The sequence below is a fragment of the uncultured Fibrobacter sp. genome (assembly GCF_947305105.1).
Lineage (GTDB): Bacteria > Fibrobacterota > Fibrobacteria > Fibrobacterales > Fibrobacteraceae > Fibrobacter.
In genome coordinates, this window is record NZ_CAMZCS010000012.1 from 20605 (window position 1) to 35030 (window position 14426).

The following is a 14426-nucleotide window of genomic DNA, read 5'->3' on the forward strand; positions in this document are numbered from 1 at the left end:
ATGGATGAAAAAGAATTGAGGAAAATCATTCGTCAGGGCGAAGGCTTGACTGTCGAATTCAAGAGGGCAAAGACTGCATTGCCCGACAATCTTTTCGAATCCGTTGCGGCGTTCTTAAACCGCAATGGGGGCCATATTGTCCTTGGAGTCACAGACGACAAAAAAATTGAGGGTGTTGACCCCAATTGCATTGAAAAGATTTGTAAGCAAATAGCGAATTTAAGCAACAACCCTGAAAAGTTGGATCCTCAGAACTTGATTGACCCGCAAGTTGTTGACTACAAAGACAAAAAATTGATTTATTTCTTTGTTCCCGCCAGTTCGCAGGTCCACAAGACGAACAAGAAGGTTTTTGACCGTAGCGTCGATGGCGATTTTGTGGTAAAGACGCAAAGCGCAATTAGTGCGATGTATTTGCGCAAAAGCAACAGCTATACGGAAAATACGGTTTATCCGGGGCTTCGCGAAATAGACATTAAGCGCGGAATGCTAAAAAAGACCAAGGATTTGATTCGTTCCATCAGGTCTAATCACCCATGGCTTAAGTTGAATAAGGAAGAATTTTTCAAAGCGGCGGGTTTGATTCGCTATGATTCTACCATTGGAAAGTCGGGCTATACACTTGCTGCACTTATGCTGTTCGGTACGGACGAAGCGATTTCAAGTTATTTGCCATATTATAAAATTGAAGCAATAGTCCGCAAACAAGACCTGATGCGTTACGATGATCGCTTGACTGTTACATGCAACCTGATTGATGGTTACGAATTGCTGAACGAGTTTATCGAAAAGCATCTCCCAGACAAATTCTATTTGGATGGGAAAACAAGACTCTCTTTGCGTGACAAGATTTTCAGAGAGGTGATTGCGAATATGCTGATTCATCGTGAATACATGAATCCGATTCCAACAACGCTCGTTATTTATAAAGATAAGCTTGTGACGAATAACGCGAATAAGCCCTTTGCGTACGAGAAAATAGCATCTCAACTTTGTTCTTATCCTAAGAATCCGCATATCGCCACAATGTTTGCCCAGATGGGGTTTGCGGAATACCTTGGTACGGGCATCCGTAAAATTAGTGACCTGTGCGAAATTTATTCTGGGCTAAAACCCAAATTTGTGGATAATGATATTTTTATAGCGGAGATTCCGTTGACAGATCATGTGCCAGAAGGAGAAAAGAGTGGCGGATTAAGTGGCACATTAAACGGCACATTAAATGGCACATTAAATGGCACATTAATCAAGAATATAAAAGAATCGCTTAACGCATCTCAATCAAAGGTCTTTGATTTTATTATGAGAAATCCTGGCTGTATGGGAAAGGAAATCACAGGAGCCCTTGACATGCCAAGAGATACCTTCAATAAAATCATTCGCTCTTTGTTTGAAAAGAAGATTATTGAACGTCGTGGTTCTAAAAAGACTGGCGGCTATTGGGTAAAAAAGGAACCTACGTCCACAAGCTGGTAATGAACATAGGGCTTGCGTCGTCGGCCTTCTTGAAGCCGCAATGCTCGTAGAAGGCGATTTCTTCGTTGTAGGCGACCACGACGATGCGGAGGTAATCCTTGTATATTTCATGGACCTTGTCGACGAGGACTTTGCCGATGCCTTTGCCCTGATATTCGGGGCGCACGAGCAGGTAATGTACGTAGGCGTTCATGATGCCGTCGTCCATCGCGCAAATCATGCCGACGAGTTTGTCGCCGTCCCAGGCCGAGATGACGGTCTTGAAGTTCTTCATCGCGACGACGAGCTTGTCGGGGAAATGCCCCGAGGACCATTCGACGGAGAGGAAGAGGTCTTTTAAATCTTGTTCAGAAAATTCGTGGGTGTTTTTGTATTCAATGGTCATAATTATGCTGGAGATTGCTTCGTTCCCTTACAGGGAACTCGCAATGACAAATGAAGAATTGGGTTTGACAAAAAGGGGAACTCGCAATGACAAATGAAGAAGTGTGGGTGTCAAAAAGGGAACTCGTAATAACAATGGGTTGGCGGGGATGACAAAAAAGCGGGGATGATAAGTAGTGAGGCGGGCATGACAAAACGGGGTTATTCCTTTCGGCGGTAAACATTCGCCAGTATCGCGCCGGAGATATTGTGCCATACGGAGAAGATGGCGCCGGGGACGGTCGCCATGGCAAGTGACGAGAATGCAGTTGCTGCAAGGCTTGTCGCAAGTCCGGAATTCTGCATGCCGATTTCGATGGAAAGCGCCTTCGTCTTGGGCGTCGAGAATTTCAGCAGCTTTCCGAGGCCAAAACCGCAGCCGTAGCCGAGCAAGTTATGGAGAATCACCACGGCAAACACGATAGCGCCCGTGGAAAGAATTTTCGCGGCATTGTGCGAGACGACTGCGGCTACAATCATCGCAATCGCGATCACGGAAACAAGTGGAAGCACTTTGACGGCGCGCGCAGTCCATTTACCGAAAAACTTATTGATGACAAACCCGAGCGCAATCGGCACGATGACGACCTTCACGATGGAAAGGAACATCGCCATAACATCTACGTTCACGGTGGTGCGCAAGAGCAAATATGTAATTGCCGGAGTCAGTACGGGCGCGAGCAGCGTATTCACACTCGTCATGCCTACGGAAAGCGCCACGTCGCCTTTCGAAAGGTAGGTGATAACATTGCTGGAGGTTCCGCCCGGGCACGTGCCCACAAGCACAACACCTGCCATCAGAGCAGCATCGAGCCCGAAAATCTTGGAGAGCGCAAACGCGAGCGCCGGCATCACGATAAACTGTGCCGCACACCCGATGGTGATTTCTTTCGGCCGCGTAAAAACGAGCTTAAAATCGCTCAGCTTGAGCGTAAGCCCCATGCCGAACATCACGACCATCAGTAGGTAATTCACCCACGAAAGCTCTATCCAGAGCGTTGATTTCGGGACAAACAGCGAGAGCGCCGCGATGGCCAAAACGACTACAGCCATCCACTTGCCAACGAACTCACTGATTTTTTCAAGAATGTGCATTAAGTTTCTCCTGATGATAACTCCATGTGCTTATGAATCGTAACGTTCAATTCAGAAACAAGTTATATGTTTTAATATAGAATAAGTATGATTTTGGTAAAATTACACCTTGTTCCGTACACGCTTTTTCTGCAACGCAAAGTTTAATCTATAACAAATATTGATTAATTCAATATAAACAATCTATTAGACATTATGAATTGGCATATTTAAATTTGGCCACGAAAACGAAATAATTGTTTTCTTCTGCATTAAAGGAGTTGTTATGAATCAGTTTTTCAAGACTGTCACTTTGCCTGTTGTCGTGTGTGCCGCTATGTTTTTTGCTGCCTGCGAACAGGGCTATTCTTGCAATTACGATGAATCGGCGAATACGCTTTCTTGCCCTGAAAAAACTTACAAGACAGTGACTCTTGCGGGTAAGGTCTGGATGGCTGAAAATATGGAAGTTTACGTTCCCGATTCCAGCATCTGCTACGGCAACGATCATGCTAACTGCAAAACGATGGGCCGTCTCTACACTTGGAATGCCGCGGACAATGGCCTTTGCCCCAATGGTTGGACGCTTCCCACTCAGGAGGATTTCAAGGCCGCCTTCGGTAGCGCCACTGCGGCCGAAATCAAGAAGAACGATGCGTTCAAAATGCAGTTTGCCGGATTCCGCTATTTCGACGGAAAGTTCGTAGACAAGGATGCTAGCGCAAGTTTCTGGACAAGGGACAGCTACGACGATGCGCGCGCCTATCTCGTCCGCGTGACCGATTCATCCATTGCTTATGAGCACTTTAACAAGAGCATCGCCGCCTCCGTCCGCTGCGTAAAAGAGTAATTTTTCCTACCTTCTTCCTAACCACCAATCACCAACCACTGATCACTTTCAACAATCCTCAAAGCGGCTTTGCCGCGACCTCACACCTCAAAGGCACGAAGTGCCGACCTCAAATCCTCTATGACTTGGCTCATCGACTTATTTACCAAGCCCTCGGTCGGGCAACAAGTTGTCGCGATAGCATTCACTGCGGCCATTGGCCTGATGTTGGGCAAAATCAAGGTCAAGGGAATCAGCCTTGGCGGGGCGGGTGCGCTTTTCGTGGGCATCCTGTTTGGGCATCTGGGGCTTCGGGTTGAGGGGAATGTGCTCCACTTTATTCAGGAGTTCGGCCTCATCCTCTTTGTCTACACGATCGGTATGCAGGTAGGGCCTGGGTTCATGGATTCCATCCGGCGTCACGGCCTGGTGCTCAACGTGCTTTCGACGGGTGTTGTCTTGCTGGGTGTCATGGTGACGCTTTGCCTTTATTTCTTTACGGATATGCATAACAACGTACCCGTGCTCGTCGGTATGCTTTGCGGCGCTGTTACAAACACACCTTCTCTGGGTGCCGCGAATTCTGCCTTTGCCGCGGCCGGGGTGGATGCGTCGTTGACGGGTATCGGGTACGCTGTTGCATATCCTTTCGGTGTCATAGGGATTATCCTCGTAATGATTTTGGCTCGCCTTGTTTTCCGGCAAAACCCGAACCAGGCGGCGAAGGACTATGCGGCCGACATCGCGGCCAATACGAGCGAGATCGAGTCGTGTAGCCTGATGGTCGAGAACCGGAACCTGTATGGAATCCAGCTCAAGGAAATCCCGGATTTGATTTCGAGCGGGGTGGTCATCACGCGCCTCATGCGCGGCAGCGATATTTTCACCCCGAACGGAAAGACGGTGATAGAAGAGGGCGACAAGGTGCATATCGTGGGCATGCCCGATGCGGTTGCCGTCATGGAAAAAATCATTGGCAAACGTCTTGAAAAGCCTATAACCCAGTTCGCATCTGACACGGCGAAACCTATCCAGGTCAAAACCATCCTCGTAACGAACAAGAAGGTTTTGGGCCGGACAATCGGTTCGCTCGCCCTTGCGGAACGCTATGGCGTGAACGTGAGTCGCGTGGTCCGCAGCGGGTTCAAGTTTACGGGGCGTCTGGATTTGCGCATCAAGTTTGCAGATAAGTTAATGGTCGTTGGACCTGCCGAGGGAATCGAGGCTGCTGCGAAGGAACTGGGCAACTCGCTTACGGCACTAGACCATCCCGAAATATTGCCTGCGTTCTTGGGTATTTTCCTAGGTGTTGTTGTCGGGAGCATCCCGATCGCGATTCCGGGCATGCCGACTCCGCTCAAGCTCGGGCTTGCCGGTGGTCCGCTGATTGTCGCTATCCTGCTTAGCCGTAAACGCAAAATAGGCCCGCTCAACTTCTTCATGGCAAGTAGCGCGAATCTCATGCTCCGTGAATTCGGACTCACGCTCTTCCTCAGCTGTGTGGGTTTGAATGCGGGAATCAAGTTCTTCGATGTGCTTTTGAATGGGGACGGTTTCCACTATATGGCGCTTGCCGCGCTGATTACCTTCTTGCCGCTTGCCATTATGGCCGCTATCGGTCACCTGGTTTTCAAGGTGAACTACCTTTCGCTGTGCGGCGTACTTGCCGGTGCCACAACCGATCCGCCCGCGCTTGCCTTCGCGAATGGCCAAGCCGACAGTGAGGCGGTGAATATCGGATACGCCTCGGTCTACCCGCTGACCATGTTGCTGCGTATCCTGAGTGGCCAGGTCCTTGCCATTCTGCTTCTGCAAATGGCCTAACTTATCCGTCATGCCATGGGAACAGGCCGCGATGCGGCCTGTTTTGCGTATTTTTTGGCATTTTTCTTTTGTTCTTCGTCTTTCCACCCAATAATTGTGTATTTTTCTTGAAAAAGAGGACGCACCCGAAAGGTGCTGTTTTTGAGGTATCGCTATGCAGAAATTGGTTGTTGTGACTTACGTGCTCCGGGCGCTTGGTTTTGTGCTCGTACTCCTGAGCCTTTTTGGCCATAATTTGATTTTAAATGTGTTTCCGGGACTGGAAGGAACTTCCATCAATCCCATTTTCTATTCGGGTATTGCGGTCTATCTCGTGGGTGCGGCAATTTATTTCGTATTGAACAAGAAGCGTATTGCCGAACGTAGAAAACGCCAGATTCAGGAAGCCGAGGAACGTGTGTTCCAGGGGAGCGCTTCTGAAAACGCTCCGAAAACTGATGACGAGCAGAAAGACGCATAGGTGAAGGAAAATATGGGCGATTACATGATACAGATAGAGCATTTGCACAAGACGTATCGCAGCGGTTTTTTGATGAAACCGAAGCTTGCGCTCAAGGATGTGAGTTTTAATGTGGAGTCGGGGCAGGTTTACGGATTTATCGGCCCTAACGGAGCGGGCAAGTCAACGACAATAAAGGTGCTGACTGGCCTGTTGAATTTTGATTCGGGAAAGGTTTTGGTGAACGGGATTTCGCCGCGCGACGTGAAAAGCCGCCGCTTTATCGGCTATTCCCCGGAGCAGCCCTACTTTTACGACTACCTGACTGGGCGTGAACTGCTCAAGTTCTATGGCAGGCTCGTGGGGCTCGAAGGTTCCTTACTCGATTCCCGCATTCATTGGGCGCTCGAGCTTTTGCATGCCGACAAGGACTGGATTGACAGGCGCCTGCGCTCGTATTCCAAGGGAATGATGCAACGCGTGGGCATTGCCCAGGCCGTCCTTGCCAAGCCGAAACTCCTGATTTTGGACGAACCGATGAGCGGGCTTGACCCGATGGGCCGCCGCGATGTGCGTGAGGCCATCCAGGAGCTCAACCGTGATGGGGTCACGATTTTCTATTCCAGCCACCTTCTCAGCGATGTGGAATCGATCAGCCACCGCGTGGCGATGATTGTCGACGGAAAAATTGTCCGCGAAGGCAGTGTCGACGAGATTACCGAATCCTGCGGGGTGGAGTATCACGTGCGCACGCGCGCGGCGATACTCCAGAACGACCTCCCCGAGGGCGTCGCCCCGACGGGGCACCCGCAGGAGTGGGTGTGCGTTGACGATGCCGCCCGCGACCGCCTGCTTGCCTTCTGCCTCTCGAACGGGATTGCTGTTGAGAAGATGGACCACAAACGGCCGAGCCTCGAAGATATTTTGACGGAGGAGATTGCCCGTGCAGACGCTTAAGCATATTGGCATTATTGCCCTCAATACGTTCCGCGAATCGATTCGCGACAAGATTCTTTATAACATTATTTTGCTCGCTATTGGGCTTGCTTTGTTCAGCATTGTGCTGGGCGAATGGTCCGTGTTCGACCGTGCCTACGTGATTAAGTCTACCACGCTTACCGTGATGAACCTTTCTTGCCTCCTGATTTCCATTTTTGTGGGGATAAGCCTGGTGCAGAAGGAGATCCAACGGCGGACGGTGCTGACGCTTTTGTCCAAGCCTATTAGCCGGGCGTCGTTTGTCATCGGCAAGTATTTTGGCTTGCTTGCCGTGGTGGCGGTTCACTTGGTTTTGCTCACGGGAATCTACTATGCCATCTTGTTCCTCACGAGTGCAGAACCGACGTTGTACCTCCTTGTTGCGATATACCTGATTTTCTGTGAGATGGCGGTCGTTATCGCTGTTGCGCTCCTTTTCAGCAGTTTCAGCAGCACTGTCCTTAGTGCGCTATTCACGCTGGGCGTTTACCTTGCCGGGCACTTGAGCGAGGAACTTTTGGAACAGGTGCGTTTCGCAAGCCGTATGGGAGAGATGGGAGATGCCTCGACGGCGGTTCTCGAAAAGGTCGCGGTGGTCTTGCATGCTGTGTTCCCTGGGCTGTACCGGTTCAATGTCTCTACTTACGTGGTCCACGGGCTTGCTTTGCCGGACCTTTATCTGCTGTGGAATTCCCTGTATGCGCTGGGCTATGTATGCGTGTTCCTCGGAGTGGCCAGCTGGTGGTTTAGCCGGAGGGATTTCTTATGAGAAACCAGTACATGGCGAAGGTCCTTGTCTACAATAAACTTGTGACCGAGGATCAGATTAACGCTTACAAAGACAAAGTCTCCGATTCCAAGGATATTGGGCAGGTGCTTGTCGAGGTGGGGCTCTTGAAGCCCGCTCTTTACCAGAAGGTCCTTGCGTATGTCCGCGACCTTGAGGCGAAGAATGCTCAAGCGGAGACCGCAGCCGCCGCGAATGCGGCGGCCATTGCCGCGGCCAAGGAAAGGGAAGCCGCGAAGGCGAAGGAACAGGCTAAGGAACAGGCGAAGGCCCAAGCGACTCCTCCTGCGAAGAAGGCCGCGGCGAATGAGGCGCCTTCGGCGCCCGCGTCCTCCAGCCAGGGCGAACTCCAGATCGAAGGGAACGACATTTACGGTAAGTCTTCTATTTCGGCGAAGGAAGTCAAGGCGGTTGCCGGTCTTGAATCGACCCAGCTTGCCGAGTTCAAGCCCACGATGCAGGAAAGCGAACCGGAGGCTCCTGCGGCCCCTGCAGTGGCGGAGGAACCGGCCAAGGCTTTGCCCACCCACTTTGCAGTTGAAAGTGGTGAAGGTGCTCCGGTCCAGGCTCCCGAATCGCTCTCGCCGACGACGTCGCTTGCCGAGATGATTGCCTTTGCCCGCAAGTTCAACGCGACAGACATTTATCTCTATCCGGACCGCCAGGTGGCCATGCGCCAGTCGGGCAACATTGTCCCTGTTACCGAAGAAGCGATGAGCGTTTCGGAACTGTCGAACCGCTTGGACGATGTCGCGGACTGTTTTGACGACGGATACAAGATTGTTCAAGGCGAGAACTTCAGCAAGACGGCCGGTGTTCCGGGCGTTGGTCGAATTCGCCTTTCGGTGACTTGGTTCGAAGGTGTCCCGAGCGTATCGATCCGCATTATCCAGGCGGAATCGGCTTCGCTCGAAAGCCTTTACCTGCCGCCGTTCTGTGAGAGTTTTGCTGAACTGACCAGCGGTCTCGTGCTCATTGCGGGCCCGTCGTTCAGTGGTCGCACGACGACGATGCTTACTTATGCCGAGACAATCATGCGGAACAGGGAAACCTACATCCAAACCGTCGAGAAGCCTATAGAGCGCCTTCTCCGTAATACGGCGGGTGCAGTGGCCCAGCGCGAAGTCGGGCTGCATGTGCATTCGGGAGTCGAGGGAATTGAACTTGCCATGAACAACGGTGCCGATGTCATCCTGTTCGACCACCTCGAAAACATGGATGAACTTTCGCTGTTGTTGCAAGCCTCCAACGCTGGTGCGCTCGTGTTCGCTGTGACGACTGGTAACAATATCCATGCGTTGCTTTCTCGCCTTTTGGCCTCCGTGCCCGAAGTCTCGCGGACTAATTTTGCCTATACGCTCGCCGAACAGTTGAAGGGCGTGATTGTGCAGCAGTTGGTGCCGGTTGTGCAGAACCAGGGGCTTATCCTTGCGTGCGAGGCGATGAAGGTATCGTCCACAGTCGCGAACATGATTCGCAAGAACGATTTCTCGCAGATTGCGGCGGCAATAAGCAGCCAGCACGATCAGGGCATTACGTTGGATGACTCCCTGCAGAAGTGCGTGGAATCTGGCTACATCGATGGCTTCGAGGCTTGGAAGCGCGCTTACGACAACAGGCGTTTTGCGTCTTACCGCCCGGCTAAATGACGAGGTGTACTATGGCTACAGAAATAGAAGCTCTTTTGGATTATGCGCTGAATATTGGTGCTAGCGAAGTGATTGTCTCGGAAGGCCTTTCTCCTTCGGTGCGCTTGGCTGGCCGTGTGTGTACGATTCCCGATGCTCCGGTTGTTGAACGGGGCTCGATTGTTGAATTTTTGGGCGAACTCGAAACAGAAAGTGGTTCGTTGGTAGGCGGCCCGTGGGTGAACACTCATTGGCGTGTCCGTTATTTCCGCGAAGCGCGCGGTAATGCGGCTGTGTTCCGTCCGATTTTGGAACAGTGTCCCGATTTCTCTGCTTTGGGAATTACAGAGAATATGAACAACCTTCTCGGGTTCAGTTCGGGCCTTGTCGTGTTCGGTGGACCGGCATGCAGCGGCAAGACGACGACGGCATCGGCATACGTGGGCACGCTGTGTTCGAGCAGGATGTTGCGTGCGAGTTTTGTCGGGAAAGAGGAATTGCATATCAATTCTGGCGAAAGCCTTGTCCTCCAGGACTCTACAACGAAAATTGAAAAGAGAATGGATCAGGCGCTCCGCAGCGGGACGGACCTCTTCTGGATGGGAGATTTTGAACGCGATAACTTGCTCCCGATGCTCGAAGCGGCCAATGCAGGGGCGCTTGTCGTTGTGAACGTGACGGCGGGTAACTCTGTCGGTGTGCTCGAAGCTTTGCTGTCTGCTTCGGCTCCCGAAATGCGTTCTCTTGTGCGTACGATGCTTGCGGCCGTGCTCAAGGCTGTCGTGGTGCAGCGCCTGTTGCCCACTGCCGACGAGAAGGGGATTGTCCCTGCCTGGGAAGTCTTGTACAATACGCAGAATGTGGCGACGCACATTCGTAATGGTGAACATTTCAAGTTGCCTTCAATTATTGCGTCGTCGGCTTCGGAAGGCATGTTGTTGATGGATGATTGCCTGGCGGAGCTTGTTCGTTCAGGTTATGTAAATCGTGAAGATGCGGGGAAATATGTTTCTAATCCGGCCCGCCTTGCTTAATTTGTTTGGGAAAAATCTTGTGCGCATTCAGTGTGCCTTGGCTGTTTCGTTTGTGTCGCTTGCCTTCGCGGCGGGTGAACCTGCTCCTGTTGATTCTTTGCCTGTCCCTCCCGTGGAACAACCTTCTGCGGATTCTGTCTTGGCTGCTTTTGATTCAGTCGGGACCGTTGATACGGTGGTGAAGGTGGATTCCGTCGTGAAAACGGATTCGATTGTGCCTGCCGATTCTACAGTAGCGGACTTGTCTTTGAAGAATATGAAGTCGGTGCTTTACTTGAGCGGCGGCGAGGATTCTCCCTGGTTCTACCTGGGTGTGCTTTACGCTATCGAGGAATATCATGTTCCGGTTGATTCTATTGTAGGCACGTCGTGGGGGGCTTGGGTCGGGTTCTTGTGGTCCAGGGGAATGCGCTTGGACGATATGCAGAGGCTTTTCTTGGAAGAAGACTTTGAACCGTTTATCGGCCGTGACAACATTGCAGCAAAGACGGAACCGAATCCTTTTGAATGGCCAATTTCTTTGGATGGAGTTCCGAGTCTCAGGTACCGGTTTGCTTTGCGGCAGGATTCTATTGGTGCCCCACGTCGCGTAGCTAAATCTCTTGTTGTAGATTCGGCGGGTGTGGAACGAACTTTGGCGACACTCCGATTCCAGGAGAGCTTGTTCCGTCAATCGGCCAAAGCCAAGATTCCTTTTTCAGTGTTGGGTTGCGATGGAGTTGTCGGCAATACGAGCGTAGATGTCTTGAAATCGCTTCCTTTGCCGGGTAATGGGGAATCGGGAGAGATTTGCCCCTACTTGGCTTTGCCGGCAGAGGATTCTCCCGACGAATTCCCTATCATTGTCATTGCGGACCCTGTGCGTGCTGAGGTTACGGGGAATCCGTGGCAACGTGTTTTGAAAAAATACGCCGCAGAGGGCTTGAATAACCGCCCGGGCTTGATTGTTCGTGCTCATTCAATCCAAGATTCTCTCCACAATACTCGTATCCAGGCTGGTTTTTCTGCTATGGAAAAACGGGTAAACACGCTGTCGTTTGGGCCAGAACGGAAAAAAGCTTATGAGACAATGAAGTCTGAAACGTATCCGTGGTTCCGCTATAATCCGACATTTGATAGTTTGTCTGCAGAAAAGCATGTCTCTGCAAAATCGTATTGGGATGAAACGGATACAGGGGCAGTCGCTCCGCGTCGCTTCGCGTATGCTCTCACGCAAAATCCTGTCTATGATTCGCTTTCGTTCAATATGCAACCGAATGGCGACATGATTGTTGGGGCTAAATCTTCGCCTGTATTCGATATTGCCGCGGGTGGTTTTGGTTCCAACGCATTTGGCCCGAACTTCTATGGCGAGATGGGCGTCCGCTTTATTGACCAGATGGAATTTGACCTGAATGTCGCAGGGTTCTGGGGTTATAACAGTTATGGCTTACGTCCGCATTTCAATATAGACCGTTTATGGAATAAGAACTGGAGCATTTCGTTTGCTTACGAATGGCAGAAGGTTCGCCCACTCACATCCTTCAACAACGATATCCCTCATGAGGACCGTATTTATTCAGAACGCCGTAGCGACCTCTCGGCAAAGGCGACGTATTCGTTGAGCGAAACGCAGGATGTCTCGCTTGGATTCATATTCGGCAACAGAGAATTTGAGATGGATACGCTTGCATACGATGAACACTTCTTCAATACCTATCCTGTTTCGCCGAGTTTGCATTACGAACTGCGTTCTGGCAGGCAGGACAAGTGGTTCGCCACGGAGGGATATGCCCTCAATGCCGACCTGGGGCTGCAGTCCATTGGTTTTGAACTGGGCCGTGCCGATTTGATTCCCATTTATTGGAAGGGTGAAATGGATGCGTACTATGCGGTGTCTCCCAGAAAGTATGCGACGTTCATCTTTGGTGCTGCGGGAGGGTTTGAACAGTATCACGAAGAAGGCTATGGCTATGTTTACCCGAAAGCTTTTGATTACGAGGTCTTGAGCAACTGCTATAGGTTCCATCCGGAGGCAACTCCGTGGAGTACGGAGTGGTACAACGCCACGTTGGCTTCGCATCATTACGGACTGCTCAGAATGAGCGCTGCCTTGCATTACAAAGGGAATGGCCTGTGGCTCTTTGGTGCTTATGTTCGTGATTTTGAGGACAATCCGTCGGTGGAACTCGGCAACAACAAAGTTGTTTTGGAACCCACGTTTAGGTTGACATACCGGTCTATCAATGCGCTTTTCGGCATGACGAGAACGGTTGATTTCAAGACGGCCAGCGACTTGAATAAGTTTGGCGACTACAAGTACTTTGTCCGAATTGGCAATTACAATCTGTTCTAATTCAGATTTGTTTTAACCATTGATAGAACTATTCTCCGCGGTTCTTCGCGGCGATGTTCTTGTATTTGTTGTGGTCTTTTAAGTTGCTGCTGAAGAAATGTGTTCCCGATCCGTCGTCTTTTGCAACAAAGTAGAGCGCATCTGTCTTGGCGGGCTTGAGAGCGGCTTCGATTGCTTTGCGGCCCGGATTCGATATGGGGCCGGGCATGAGCCCTTTGAATTTGCGCGTATTGTAGGGACTGTTGCTGTTGAGCTGGCTCTTGTAGATGGGGCCAGTGAGGTTCTTGAAGATGAACCGGACTGTCGGGTCTGCCCCGAGCGGCATACCTATGCGCAGCCTGTTATGGAACACTCCCGCGATGAGCGGACGCTCGTCGGGCTTGCCTGTTTCTTCTTCGACCACGCTTGCCAGTGTGAGCACTTTGTGCCAACTGCCGAGGGTGTCCCACATCGTCCCTTCCATGTCTTTGTACTGTTCGCGGAGTTTCAGGTTGGCTGCGACCATCTGCTTGATGATGGCTTCTTCGTCGGCGTCTACGGCGAATGGGTAGGTTTCGGGCAGCAGGTAGCCTTCCAGTGATTTGGCGCTGACTCCGAGCGATTGGGTGAACTTCGGGTCGTGGATCAATGCGTTCCAGCGATTCGTGTCGAGGTTCGGGAAAGCTTTCGTGAGGTACGACGGGATTTCCCACGAGGCGCGGCCTTCGGGGATGGTCACCTTCTTCACGGCGTTCTTTCCGCTTTCGAAAAGGGCGATGATTTCGTCGAGTTTGCTGTTCGCGGGGACTTCGTACCAGCCCGCTTTCAGGTTCGGTTTGTACAAACGACACCACAGTTGGAACGCCAAATCGTCGGTCCAGATACCGTTTTCATGTAAAATTTGCGATACTTTGGCGGGAGAACTGCCCTTCGGGATTTCCAAAAGGACCATTTTTTCGTTGCCGGAGAGTGCATTTAGCCTATTTTTTGCCTGAAAACAGGCAAAAATCGCCAAAATGATTAAAATTACCGTCGAAATAAAAAAAATCTTCTTCATTAAGTAAAAATTTAAAAGAAAAACAACCGAATCGAAAAATAAAAGGTATATTCGTATAGCATTGTTGAATGTTTTCATGAAACTGAGGAAAGTTATGAAAAAGGTGTTGTTTATTGCTCTTGCCCTCTTGGTTGCCAATTCTTTCGCTGCCAAGAAGGTTAAATCCAAGCTCGGCGATGTTGATCTCACCAAGGAAAAGGGTGGTGGATCCGTGGTCTGTACCGCAGGCTTCAATGACGAACTGACCATCGTGAAGGAAGCCGATACGGACGTGCTTGTGAAAGGTAATTGCGGCCAGGGTTGGGTCGAAAAATCCAAGATCGAATACGTTGCACAGGCTGCTGGCGACAAGTCCATGAAATTGGAAGGCGTGGACGTGGTTGGCTGGCTCGATAACCCGAGCGCCGTGTTCGTGTTGGAAAACGACGACATCGACTTCGATGGCGTGAACATCGACCGTGACTTCAAGGAATACTTGCAGCACACGATGGACCGCGAACAGATCGAAATGCACAACAACGAAAACTAATCGTTGTTGGCCTTTTGAAACGTTTTTGGAACTC

Annotated in this window: 13 protein-coding genes; 10 read left to right on the forward strand and 3 right to left on the reverse strand. The window is 50.9% G+C overall.

What is annotated here, in order from left to right; genetic code table 11:
* Positions 1-1476, forward strand: coding sequence for an RNA-binding domain-containing protein (locus tag Q0Y46_RS07420; RefSeq protein ID WP_297946261.1), 1476 nt, complete (start codon positions 1-3; stop codon positions 1474-1476).
* On the opposite strand, the gene Q0Y46_RS07425 is transcribed toward Q0Y46_RS07420, so the two are convergent.
* Together Q0Y46_RS07425 and Q0Y46_RS07430 are read right to left on the reverse strand one after the other, a co-directional pair.
* Positions 1457-1861 carry a GNAT family N-acetyltransferase gene (locus Q0Y46_RS07425; RefSeq protein WP_297946264.1) on the reverse strand — a complete coding sequence of 135 codons (405 nt, stop codon included), beginning with the start codon at positions 1859-1861 and terminating at the stop codon, positions 1457-1459. The genes Q0Y46_RS07420 and Q0Y46_RS07425 overlap by 20 nt on opposite strands.
* Before the next feature lie 200 nt (positions 1862-2061).
* Positions 2062-2994 carry a bile acid:sodium symporter family protein gene (locus tag Q0Y46_RS07430; RefSeq protein ID WP_297946267.1) on the reverse strand — a complete coding sequence of 311 codons (933 nt, stop codon included), beginning with the start codon at positions 2992-2994 and terminating at the stop codon, positions 2062-2064.
* A gap of 265 nt (positions 2995-3259) precedes the next feature.
* Here Q0Y46_RS07430 and Q0Y46_RS07435 point away from each other — a divergent pair, with 265 nt between their 5' ends.
* From Q0Y46_RS07435 to Q0Y46_RS07470, 8 genes are all read left to right on the forward strand, one after another.
* Entirely contained in the window at positions 3260-3823 is a 564-nt protein-coding gene (locus tag Q0Y46_RS07435; RefSeq protein WP_295682780.1) for an FISUMP domain-containing protein, read from the forward strand.
* A 120-nt stretch (positions 3824-3943) separates the two neighbouring features.
* Entirely contained in the window at positions 3944-5626 is a 1683-nt protein-coding gene (locus Q0Y46_RS07440) for a putative transporter (RefSeq protein ID WP_295682783.1), read from the forward strand.
* A gap of 154 nt (positions 5627-5780) precedes the next feature.
* Positions 5781-6086, forward strand: a complete 306-nt coding sequence (locus Q0Y46_RS07445) for a hypothetical protein (RefSeq protein WP_295682786.1) — start codon at positions 5781-5783, stop codon at positions 6084-6086.
* Positions 6087-6098: 12 nt separating this feature from the next.
* Positions 6099-7022 (forward strand): ABC transporter ATP-binding protein, encoded by a 924-nt coding sequence (locus Q0Y46_RS07450; RefSeq protein ID WP_297946269.1) that lies wholly within the window; start codon positions 6099-6101, stop codon positions 7020-7022.
* Positions 7009-7812: an ABC transporter permease gene (locus Q0Y46_RS07455; RefSeq protein ID WP_297946271.1), complete on the forward strand. Its 804-nt coding sequence runs from the start codon at positions 7009-7011 to the stop codon at positions 7810-7812. Before Q0Y46_RS07450 ends, Q0Y46_RS07455 begins: the two co-directional genes overlap by 14 nt.
* Positions 7809-9479, forward strand: coding sequence for an ATPase, T2SS/T4P/T4SS family (locus Q0Y46_RS07460; RefSeq protein WP_297946273.1), 1671 nt, complete (start codon positions 7809-7811; stop codon positions 9477-9479). The genes Q0Y46_RS07455 and Q0Y46_RS07460 overlap by 4 nt, the downstream gene beginning before the upstream one ends.
* 11 nt (positions 9480-9490) lie before the next feature.
* Positions 9491-10492, forward strand: coding sequence for an ATPase, T2SS/T4P/T4SS family (locus tag Q0Y46_RS07465; RefSeq protein WP_295682796.1), 1002 nt, complete (start codon positions 9491-9493; stop codon positions 10490-10492).
* Between the two features lie 19 nt (positions 10493-10511).
* Positions 10512-12827: a patatin-like phospholipase family protein gene (locus Q0Y46_RS07470; RefSeq protein ID WP_297946275.1), complete on the forward strand. Its 2316-nt coding sequence runs from the start codon at positions 10512-10514 to the stop codon at positions 12825-12827.
* A gap of 28 nt (positions 12828-12855) precedes the next feature.
* Here Q0Y46_RS07470 and mltG read toward each other — a convergent pair whose 3' ends face one another.
* Positions 12856-13863: an endolytic transglycosylase MltG gene (mltG, locus tag Q0Y46_RS07475; protein ID WP_295682801.1), complete on the reverse strand. Its 1008-nt coding sequence runs from the start codon at positions 13861-13863 to the stop codon at positions 12856-12858.
* Positions 13864-13957: 94 nt separating this feature from the next.
* On the opposite strand from mltG, the gene Q0Y46_RS07480 reads away from it, so the two are divergent.
* Positions 13958-14392: a hypothetical protein gene (locus tag Q0Y46_RS07480; RefSeq protein WP_295682804.1), complete on the forward strand. Its 435-nt coding sequence runs from the start codon at positions 13958-13960 to the stop codon at positions 14390-14392.
* The last annotated feature ends 34 nt before the right edge of the window (positions 14393-14426 follow it).